Below are 10,040 nucleotides of genomic sequence, written 5' to 3' on the forward strand. Positions count from 1 at the left end.
AACAATTTTAGCGATCAGCAGTGCCTATTTGCGAATGTTCAACACGCCCTAATAATAATTTGCTGGCTTATAAGTATTTACGAATGGGCACTGACTGAAGTTTTTGTTATAGTAGAGCCGGATGTCTGCTGCTTTGTTGTACTTGGAGGGCCAGGTAGCAAAAACGCTAGAGCAGAGTAATGAAGTGTGGTGTTTTTGATAGGCTATTTTGAGTAGTCAAAATGGTTTTTGTCATTGGCAACGAGTCATTGATCACTATTTACCAATCACGTCATATTCACGCTATAAATAACGATTGATGGGCAAAGACAGTTGAGATACTGGGCAAAAACACAGTAAAATTTAGCAGACAGTCATATCTAACGATAAGCAATATCTAACAGTGATAAAATCTAAAAAGGATGGGCGGTAATGAGCGAGCAGTCACCAGAACAAAATATAGACAATCTAAATCAAACCGCCGCAGGCACTAGCGATACCGCAACTGAAAAAGCGTTTTTAGACACTATTCGTCAAAACATTGATGCAGTCGACTGCGAGATTCAAACGCTCATCAATAATCGTGCCAAACTGGCACAGCAAGTGGCGGTGGTAAAGAAAAACCATACGGCCACTGATGACAGTAGTGACCCTATTTTTTACCGTCCTGAGCGTGAGGCGCAAGTACTAAAAGCAGTTATGGCGCGTAATACTGGTCCAGTCTCTGACGAAAAGATGGCGCGTTTGTTTCGTGAGATTATGTCCGTATGTTTAGATTTAGAAGCGCCGCAGCGTATTGCCTTTTTGGGACCAGTCGGTACCTTTACCCATGCCGCCGCTTTGAAACATTTTGGAAAAGCTGCTGATACGGTACCAATGACGACCATCACCGATGTGTTCCGTGAAGTCGAAGCAGGCACGGCGATGTATGGCGTTGTCCCTGTCGAGAACTCTTCAGAGGGGGTGGTCAACCATACTTTGGATGGATTCTTATCTTCTAGTCTAAAAATCATTGGTGAAGTTGAGCTTCCGATTCATCAAAACTTCTTGGTCGCTGAGCATACAAAGCTTGATGGTTTAAGCCGTATTTATTCGCATCAGCAATCGCTAGCTCAGTGCCGTCATTGGCTCGATGTGAATTTCCCTAATGTAGAGCGCGTGGCGGTATCAAGCAATGGTGAAGCGGCACGTCGCCTCAAAAACGAATGGCATTCGGCGGCTATCGCTGGTGACGTTGCGGTTGCAGAGTATGGTCTACATAAGCTCTATTCAAACATTGAAGACAACCCAAGCAACACCACCCGTTTTCTTATCATCGGTCATGAGGCCATTGCGCCTTCTGGTCAAGACAAAACTTCTATCGTTGTCTCAGCCCATGACAAAGCTGGTGCCCTCATCGAGATATTAAAACCGTTGTCATATCACGGCGTCTCGATGACCAGTATCGAGACACGTCCTGAGCGTCCTAACAAGTGGGCGTATGTGTTCTTTATCGATATGAACGGTCACATCAATGATCCAAATGTGAATGCTGCGATCAATGATATTCGCCCATTGGTAAAAGATTTGCGCATTTTAGGCTCATATCCAAAAGCAGTATTATAAAAATACGAGCGCTTATCTATTCATACCTGCACATAATAGATAAGCGCTATAGGTGACCACACTTAAGGATAAACCATGCAGCCTAATCAATCGACAGCAGCAGACCTATCACCACTAGTACCCGCCTACGACAGCATCCTAGCATTGGCCCCTTATCAAACGGGCAAGCCAATCGAGGAGTTGACGCGGGAATATGGCGTCTCAGACGTGGTGAAATTGGCCAGTAACGAAAATCCGATGGGATGCTCGCCGCGAGTGACACTAGCCGTCACTGAGCAGCTTGGTCAATTGTCGCGTTATCCTGATGGCAAAGGCTACTATCTAAAGCAAGCCTTGGCTGACTTTAATGATGTTGAGGTCGAGCAGATCACGCTAGGCAATGGCTCTGATGATTTGCTCGATATTTTAGCTCGTAGTTTTGTGGGTGCCGATGATGTCATCGTTTATAGCCAGTATGCGTTTGTGGTCTACTCTATGCTGGCAAAGATGCAAGGCGCGAGGGATGTTGAGGTGCCTGCTCAACGCTTTGGTCATGACCTAAAAGCCATGAGTCAAGCAGTCCAAGATAATCCGAATATCAAAATTGTTTTTATCACCAATCCCAACAATCCAACTGGCACGCAGCTAGAACACAAAGAGTTGCGTCGATTCGTTGCTAGTGTGCCACCCTCTGTATTGGTCGTGCTGGATGAAGCTTATATAGAATACAGCCCGGAGAGTAACAATCGGGCGCTATTGGATGAGTTTGATAATGTCGTTATCGTGAGAACTTTTTCTAAGGCTTATGGGTTGGCAGGCTTGCGAATAGGCTATGCGCTTAGTTCAGTGGCGGTTGCCGATTTGTTAAATCGTATTCGTCAGCCATTCAATGTCAGCCGCGTGGGTCTGGCTGCAGCTGCGGCAGCACTGGCTGATCAAGACTTTATCGAAAAAACTCGTCTAATGAACGATGAGCAAATGCGCTGGTTAGAAAGGCAATTTGATGCGCTAGGGCTGGGTTTTATAAAGTCGCATGCCAATTTTATTATGGTGGAAGTGCAAGTTGAGATGGAAGACATCACTGCAGCGTCAATCCATCAGGCGCTACTTGAGCAAGGGGTTATTGTTCGTCCATTAGGTAACTATGGACTGCCAAACTGGCTACGTATTACGGTGGGGCTGGCTGAGGACAATTTGCGTTTGATTGATACGCTGCGTTCTATTTTGAGCGAAGGCTAATCCATCAAAAGATACCTTTTAAGAAAAAACACGATCTAATAAACAATACGATCTTAACGGATCATTAAATTCTATAGCGCTGGGATGTGCTTTGATAAACGTTATCCCCGCGTATGCAATGAGAAAAGCTGTGAGTCGTCAGAAAAAAAACAATCTTCAACCCTCTTTAAACATGCATCGACCTATGTTCAAGCAAGTTTGTGTGATTGGACTTGGGCTTATTGGTGCCAGTTTTGCACAAGCCATCAAAGACAATGGTTTAAGCGAGCGTCTGGTTGCAGTCGATAGACATACGCCAAGTATTACAGAAGCTGTTGAGCATGGTCTGCTAGATGCAGGTAGTGCCTGTTTACAAGATGTCATCGACGGTAGTGATTTGATCATCATCGCCGTGCCTGTGCAGGCAGTACAAGCTGTATTTATTGATATTAAGCAGGCAATGGATCAGGGTCAGATTGATGCTGATTGCATCCTGACGGATGTCTGTAGTACCAAAGTTAATATTATCGAGGCGGCCAAAGCGGTATTCGGTGCGCTGCCTCTAGGCTTGGTGCCCGCGCATCCGATTGCTGGTGCTGAAAATTCAGGGTATCATGCCCGCCGCGCCAATTTATTTGTCAATCATAGCGTCATTGTCTGTGAGCTGCCTAGTACGAGTAGTACCGCTGTGGCGAAGCTGCGGCTACTGTGGGAATCTATGGGCGCAAATGTGATGTCAATGGCGGCTGATCATCATGACCGTATATTGGCACATACCAGTCATCTGCCGCATCTGCTTGCCTTTAACTTGGTTGAGCAATTAGCAAGCCATGATGATAATTTAGATATGTTTCGTTACGCCGCTGGCGGTTTCCGTGATTTTACCCGCATTGCCGCAAGCGATCCCAAGATGTGGCATGATATATTTTTCGCCAACCAACGCGCCATTGTGAGCGCACTTGATGAGTATGGTGCCTATCTGCAAACCATGCGCCAGCTCATCATCGATCAAGATTCAACCGCCCTGATGGGACTTTTGGGCCGTGCACAAGCTGCGCGGCGACATTTTGGCCATATGTTAGCCAGCACCCCTTATACGGATACTTCTGCCATGTCAGCTTCTTATAATATTACACCCAGCAATACTGTCTCTGGCACCATTGCCATTCCTGGTGACAAATCTATCTCGCATCGCAGCATCATGCTCGGCAGCCTTGCCACTGGCGTTACCCACGTTACTGGGTTTTTGGAAGGGGAAGATGCGCTGGCAACGTTGCAAGCATTCCGTGACATGGGCGTGACGATTGAGGGTCCTGATAATGGCAACTTGACTATTCATGGTGTTGGTATGAATGGGTTAAAACCTAGCAAAACGCCATTGTATATGGGTAACTCGGGCACTAGTATGCGTCTGCTATCTGGTATCTTGGCGGCGCAATCGTTTGATAGTGTACTAACAGGTGATACCAGTCTCAACAAGCGTCCGATGGAGCGTGTGGCGGCACCGCTACGCTCGATGGGTGCTGTGATTCAAAGTACAGGTCATAGTGGTACCGCGCCGCTTAGCATCACCGGTCGTGATACGGTTGGCAAGCCTCTACAAGGCACTGAATATGACATGCCAGTTGCTTCAGCGCAGGTGAAGTCTTGCTTGCTGCTAGCAGGTTTATGGGCAGAGGGTACCACCACGGTGACGCAGCCTGAGGTCAGCCGTGACCATACTGAGCGTATGCTATCGGCTTTTGGTTATCCTGTGACCGTAGAGGGTAATCGAATCAGCGTTACTGGTGGTGGCTCTCTACAAGGTGGCGATATCGCTGTCCCTGCCGACATCTCGTCTGCGGCGTTTTTTATGGTGGCAGCCGCCATTAGCCAAAACAGCGAGCTGACCTTGACGCAAGTGGGTATCAATCCGACGCGTACAGGCGTGATTGATATTCTAAAATTGATGAATGCAGATATTAGCCTAAGCAATGAGACGCACGTTGGCGGCGAGCCAGTGGCAGACATTACCATTCGTAGCTCAAAATTGGTGGGCATTGAGATACCAGAGCATCTAGTACCACTAGCGATTGATGAATTCCCTGTATTATTCGTTGCCGCCAGCTGTGCTAAAGGGCGTACTGTTTTGACTGGTGCCAAAGAGCTACGCGTCAAAGAATCAGATCGTATCGCCGTGATGGCGGAAGGTTTACAGACACTTGGTATCGATTGCACCGTGACCGATGATGGGCTAATCATCGAGGGTAAAGGGGTTGCAAGTGAGAGTGGCGACGTCAATAACAGTCAACCCGTATTTGGTGGCGGCCATATTGTCTCACATCACGATCACCGTATTGCGATGAGTTTCTCTATTGCAAGTCTGCGTGCATCTGAGCAGATCACCATTGAGGGGACGGAGACAGTCAATACTAGCTTCCCAGGTTTTGCTGAGCTTGCTAACCAAATCGGTATGTCTATCGACGTGGATACTGGCGCTGAATGAAGCGCCGAGTGATGATAATAACTTTTTATCATCGTGTGCTATAAAATATAAATAAAAATCTTATTTAATATCGTTAGCAATGTACTTGTGCCACTATCGGCATGGGTGCATTGCTTTTTATCTTTTAATTTCACTGTAGTAACCCTGTGCTTTCACCGTTGAGTCAAAAAAGTACTTAAGATGAGGTGAGGGTGCGCTTTGCTCTAAAAAGTTGTCTGATATTATGACTACCCAAAATGTCATCAAAACCCCTGTTGCTCCGATTACCACAACCAGACGCGGCATTATCACAGCGCTGATTGCTTTTTTTATCTGGGGCGGCTTTCCTTTATACTTCAAGCAATTGTCCGAGTATGATGCAACAGAGATCATCGGGCACCGTATTGTGTGGACGTTTTTTTGTCTACTGATCGTTTTGGTGGTCACCAGACGCTGGGGGTGGATAGAGACGCTCAAACAAAACCCAAGATGGATCGCGCTGTCATTGATATCGGGTCTGATTATCGCAACCAATTGGCTTACCTATGTATGGGCGGTCAATCATGACCGTATCCTTGAGGCCAGTTTGGGCTATTTTATTGGGCCATTGGTAGGCGTTGCATTATCAATGATCCTATTCAAAGAGCGCCTGCGACCATTGCAGTGGGTGGCTATTGGGTTTGCCTTGCTGTCTGTGGTCATTCAAGTGGTCATGATTGGTAGTCTGCCGTGGATATCATTGATTTTGGCATTCAGTTTTAGTATTTATGGCACGATACAACGGCAAACGCCATTGACTGCTGTCGATGCCATGTTTGTTGAAACAGCCATGCTTGTGCCTCTATGCATTTGGTGGTTTTGGCAGTCGGATGTGGTCAGTCATCAGTTGAGCTTTTGGTTCAGCTCAAGCATTTGGTTATTGATGCTCGCAGGCCCGATTACGTTGATACCGCTGCTGTTGTTTAACAAGTCCACCAAACTGGTTGCTTATAGTATTTTGAGTTTTATGAATTACCTGACGCCAACCTTTATTTTCTTGTTGGCGATATTTTATTATAAAGAACCATTTGATCTACATCGTCTGGCCGTATTTGGTCTGATTTGGTTAGGTCTGCTATTATTCAGCATCGATTTGTGGCGACATCGTCCCAGTAAAGTATTAAAAGCGGCACGTCTGCGTGAAGAGGCGCACCAGTCGGTTAAGTGAATATTAAAACACGCACAAAAAATTAGCAAACAAGGATGATAGGATGTTTCATACTCAGTCTGATGTAGTATTTGTAAAAGGTCTAAAGGTTGAGGCGGTGATTGGCGTTTTTGATTGGGAACGCGCCATCACTCAGCCTTTACTGATCGACATCGCGCTTGAAACGGACATTAGCCGTGCATCTGTGTCAGATGATGTGAACGATGCGCTAAGCTACAAAGACGTTTGCGATGATGTGAGCGAGTGGTGCAAACAGATTCAAGCAAAGCTGCTTGAGCACTTGGCTGGTCAGATCTCTGATAGGCTATTTGAAAAGTATGATTGTCAAAAAATCACCTTGAGCATTGCTAAGCCCACGGCGATTGTCCAAGCAGATGCAGTTGGGGTGCAAATCACCCGCTATGCGCCAGCATCAACAAGTGAGCCAGCTACTAAAGAAGCTGCCAAAGAAGTTAATGATACCCAAGCTGATGATGCATAAAACATCGACGGATTTAAATGTAGAGGCGCTAACGCAGTGCAGTCCTGAATCATTGCAAGCACAGCCTGTGGTAGAGGTGGTGTTAGCGCTAGGTAGTAATTATCAAGCCGAAAAATACCTACCGCTTGCTCGAGAGCGTTTAGCAGCGTTAGGCGAGGTGCGATTGTCTACGGCGTTTCAAAACCCTGATTTTACCGCGACTACCCAATTACCAAAACCTGACTATAACAATCAGTGTGTCCATCTAGTACTGACCACACCGATGCGTCTACAACAACTACAGCAAACCTTTAAAACGCTTGAAGGCGATTGTAATAGATGTCGACAAACCAAACCCAATCAAGTGCGGCGGGTGACGATGGATATTGATATTTTGATGATTAAATTGGCTAGCGTAGAAAATAGCCTAAGCAAAAATATTGTATATTTACCAACAAAAAATTGGATAATAATGACCGATCGCTATCCCTTCAAGGCGCATGAGAGATTAGGGATTAAAGAGTTGGCGATAGCCCATAATTAGCAATTTAAATAGTACTTGATAGCGCTTTAGAAAAACAGGGAAAGCGAAAGGGTTTTAAAAATAATACCTATGGCAAGCTGCGTATCGAAGCGCGGTGAGCTCACCGCAGGTATCACTATTGAAATTTTAGTATTTTATGACTGAATTTGCGTAGTTTATTTGCTTTCAGTATCTGCTGTATCGGCATCTGTACGACCAATCACGTCCAAATCCTCTAAGCACAGCTTATCGTATTCTTTTTTGCAAAAGTTAGGATCGATGTCGCACATCGCTGACTGCAACTGGTCCAAACGATTCTCTGATTGTTGGATATGCTCAAGCATTTTAGCAAAGGCTTCTGCAACAGGATCTTGTGAATGGGGGTCGATACCATAAGCGCGGAAAGTATGGGTGCGCTTGGCGGTAGGAGTGCCTTCTTTGACGTGAGAGTGATTGGCCTCACCAGCTTGTGCCGCTTTTTCTTGCTGCTTGGCATCTTGTACCTTTGCAGTAAGCGGGTTGCCTTTTTCGTCATGATAATCTGAAATCATACGAGCCGCACTACCGACCATAGTAGCGCCTGCTGGTACGGGTTTTACTACCACTGCATTTGAGCCGATTTTGGCATTTTTACCGACGGTAAATGGCCCCAAAACTTTGGCGCCAGCGCCAACGGTCACACCATCTTCTAGCGTTGGATGTCGTTTGCCATTATTCCAAGACACACCGCCTAGAGTAACACCGTGATACAACGTCACATCGTTGCCAATCTCAGCAGTCTCACCGATGACGACCCCAACACCATGATCGATAAAGAAACGCTTACCAATCTTGGCAGCAGGGTGAATCTCAATACCTGTAATAATACGCGAGCCGTATGAGATGACGCGAGCCGCCAGTTTCTGTTCATGGTTCCATAGGCAATGCGCGCCGCGATGTAGAATGAGCGCATGGATACCTGGATAGGTTAGGATGACTTCCAAGCTATTGCGCGCTGCAGGATCGCGGTTAAATACCGCATCGATATCTTCTTTCAGGTCTTTTTTGATGCTGGCAAGTGTTTTGAACCATTTGGCTGGCACTGACATAAAGTGTCCTATCTATTCGTCGGTAAAGTAGCGTTGCTAAAGTAGCAATGTCTTTATTTTATGGTCATGATGGTTAAATAATGATGAGAGTATATTGTTGCTCATTTTTTCTAAGTTATAACAGCTTTGTACCGCAAAATATAGTAAAAAGCTGTCAAATTAAGGCAAGCTGATACGCAATGACTTGTTTTAGTCTTTTGATAGTTTTGCAATCAAAGCACTTAATAGCTGATACTCTTTTTGATCAAGCTGTAAGCGTGACCCAAGTCTAGACAAGCGTGATGGCAATGACTTTAGATGTTCGCTATTTGCCAGACCGCGCTGTACCATAAGGTCAGTAGTACGCTGAATAAGCTGTTGCAACTGCTGCTGAGTAATAGCTGGCTCATCCCATTGCTGACGCAAATGCACCTCAAACGCTGACTGAGTAGCAATGCTCAAGTCAGTCTCTACCGTGTCTGCCATCTGAATGTGAGTTTGGGCATACGCAAATATAAAGCTTGCAGTGACTTGTACTGCTGAGGCGACATTTAATACAGGATAAGCAGGGTTTGCATCGATTTGAACATGATAATCGGCGTACGCCAGCTCTTCATTGGTCAGTCCACGATCTTCACGCCCAAATAAGATCGCGATATTTGGTTTGCTAGAAACAGCGTCTGATGAGGTGTCAACGTTATTATTTGCACTTAAAGCCGACTGTGTATCAATAAAATCAAACATAATCTTAGCGGCTTGCGTGGATGTCACAACAGGGCGCGGCATATGACGACTGCGGCTGCTGGCTGCAAATACCAGTTGACAGTCGGAAATGGCAGACTCTAGAGTAGGTGCGATCACAGCAGATGACAGCAGCTCACTACCACCTGCCGCATGAGAGACACTGGTCTCATCAATTGGCAATTTGGGGTCGACAACGGTCAAACGGGACAAGCCCATTGTATGCATGGCGCGTGCGGCTGAGCCGATATTGGCAGGCAACGTCGTATTGACCATCACAACTTGTAAGCAGTCGAGGTAGTCATTCACTGTAAGGGCTTGCTCAGTAGATGATAAAGAGTCGTTACTCATTATTGTCCCAATCTTTGATGGATTTCTTGTTCAGCACGTTGTAATGCGACAGCGATTTCTTCAATAAGATCTGCTTGCTCACTGATGCGGCGCTCGCGGCAATATTCTTGTAGCTGGCTGCTAAGACGAACCAGCTGAGTCGTACCCAAATTGGCACTTGCGCCTTTTAGAGCATGAACCGTTTCAAAACCATTTGCATTATCGCCTTCTTTTTGCGCCGCTCTCAATGCCTCGATCCGCTTTTGACTGTCATGCAGGTATAGCTGTATCAGATCGACAAAATCTTCTTCTAGCAAGTCACGCATATCTTCGAACTGTTCGTGATTGATAATCTCTTCATCAGTCTGACCAGTTATATTATTATTCGTCATGTCAGTCATGGTTTTATCCAATCTTAGATTAACACACCAAGTGCAACGCTAATTAATATTATAGAACGCCTGCAT

General features: G+C 45.8%; 10 protein-coding genes. 7 read left to right on the forward strand and 3 right to left on the reverse strand.

The window, feature by feature from the left end:
• From L0G63_RS12540 to L0G63_RS12570, 7 genes are all read left to right on the forward strand, one after another.
• Positions 1–180, forward strand: a 180-nt coding sequence (locus L0G63_RS12540; RefSeq protein WP_301450959.1) for a hypothetical protein, incomplete at its 5' end; no start/stop codon positions are given.
• Positions 181–411: 231 nt separating this feature from the next.
• A complete protein-coding gene (pheA, locus tag L0G63_RS12545; protein ID WP_301450960.1) occupies positions 412–1,584 on the forward strand; it encodes a prephenate dehydratase in 1,173 nt (390 codons plus the stop codon).
• Positions 1,585–1,659: 75 nt separating this feature from the next.
• A complete protein-coding gene (gene hisC / locus L0G63_RS12550; protein WP_301450961.1) occupies positions 1,660–2,802 on the forward strand; it encodes a histidinol-phosphate transaminase in 1,143 nt (380 codons plus the stop codon).
• A 172-nt stretch (positions 2,803–2,974) separates the two neighbouring features.
• Complete coding sequence (locus L0G63_RS12555; protein ID WP_301450968.1) at positions 2,975–5,266, forward strand: bifunctional prephenate dehydrogenase/3-phosphoshikimate 1-carboxyvinyltransferase; 2,292 nt, start codon at positions 2,975–2,977, stop codon at positions 5,264–5,266.
• Positions 5,267–5,489: 223 nt separating this feature from the next.
• Positions 5,490–6,452, forward strand: coding sequence for an EamA family transporter RarD (rarD, locus tag L0G63_RS12560; protein WP_301450962.1), 963 nt, complete (start codon positions 5,490–5,492; stop codon positions 6,450–6,452).
• A gap of 43 nt (positions 6,453–6,495) precedes the next feature.
• Entirely contained in the window at positions 6,496–6,933 is a 438-nt protein-coding gene (gene folB, locus L0G63_RS12565; protein WP_301450963.1) for a dihydroneopterin aldolase, read from the forward strand.
• Complete coding sequence (locus tag L0G63_RS12570) at positions 6,854–7,456, forward strand: 2-amino-4-hydroxy-6-hydroxymethyldihydropteridine diphosphokinase (RefSeq protein ID WP_301450964.1); 603 nt, start codon at positions 6,854–6,856, stop codon at positions 7,454–7,456. The genes folB and L0G63_RS12570 overlap by 80 nt, the downstream gene beginning before the upstream one ends.
• Before the next feature lie 155 nt (positions 7,457–7,611).
• Here the strand turns inward: L0G63_RS12570 and cysE are convergent, their stop codons facing one another.
• The 3 genes from cysE to L0G63_RS12585 all read right to left on the reverse strand — a co-directional run bounded on the left by cysE (position 7,612) and on the right by L0G63_RS12585 (position 9,974).
• Positions 7,612–8,523: a serine O-acetyltransferase gene (gene cysE, locus L0G63_RS12575; RefSeq protein WP_301450965.1), complete on the reverse strand. Its 912-nt coding sequence runs from the start codon at positions 8,521–8,523 to the stop codon at positions 7,612–7,614.
• A 189-nt stretch (positions 8,524–8,712) separates the two neighbouring features.
• A complete protein-coding gene (locus L0G63_RS12580) occupies positions 8,713–9,594 on the reverse strand; it encodes an RNA methyltransferase (RefSeq protein ID WP_301450966.1) in 882 nt (293 codons plus the stop codon).
• The gene (locus tag L0G63_RS12585) at positions 9,594–9,974 is read right to left on the reverse strand and encodes an Hpt domain-containing protein (RefSeq protein WP_301450967.1); all 381 of its coding nucleotides are present in this window, start codon (positions 9,972–9,974) and stop codon (positions 9,594–9,596) included. Before L0G63_RS12585 ends, L0G63_RS12580 begins: the two co-directional genes overlap by 1 nt.
• Between the last annotated feature and the right edge of the window lie 66 nt (positions 9,975–10,040).

This window comes from Psychrobacter sp. (assembly GCF_030454045.1).
Classification (GTDB): Bacteria; Pseudomonadota; Gammaproteobacteria; order Pseudomonadales; family Moraxellaceae; genus Psychrobacter.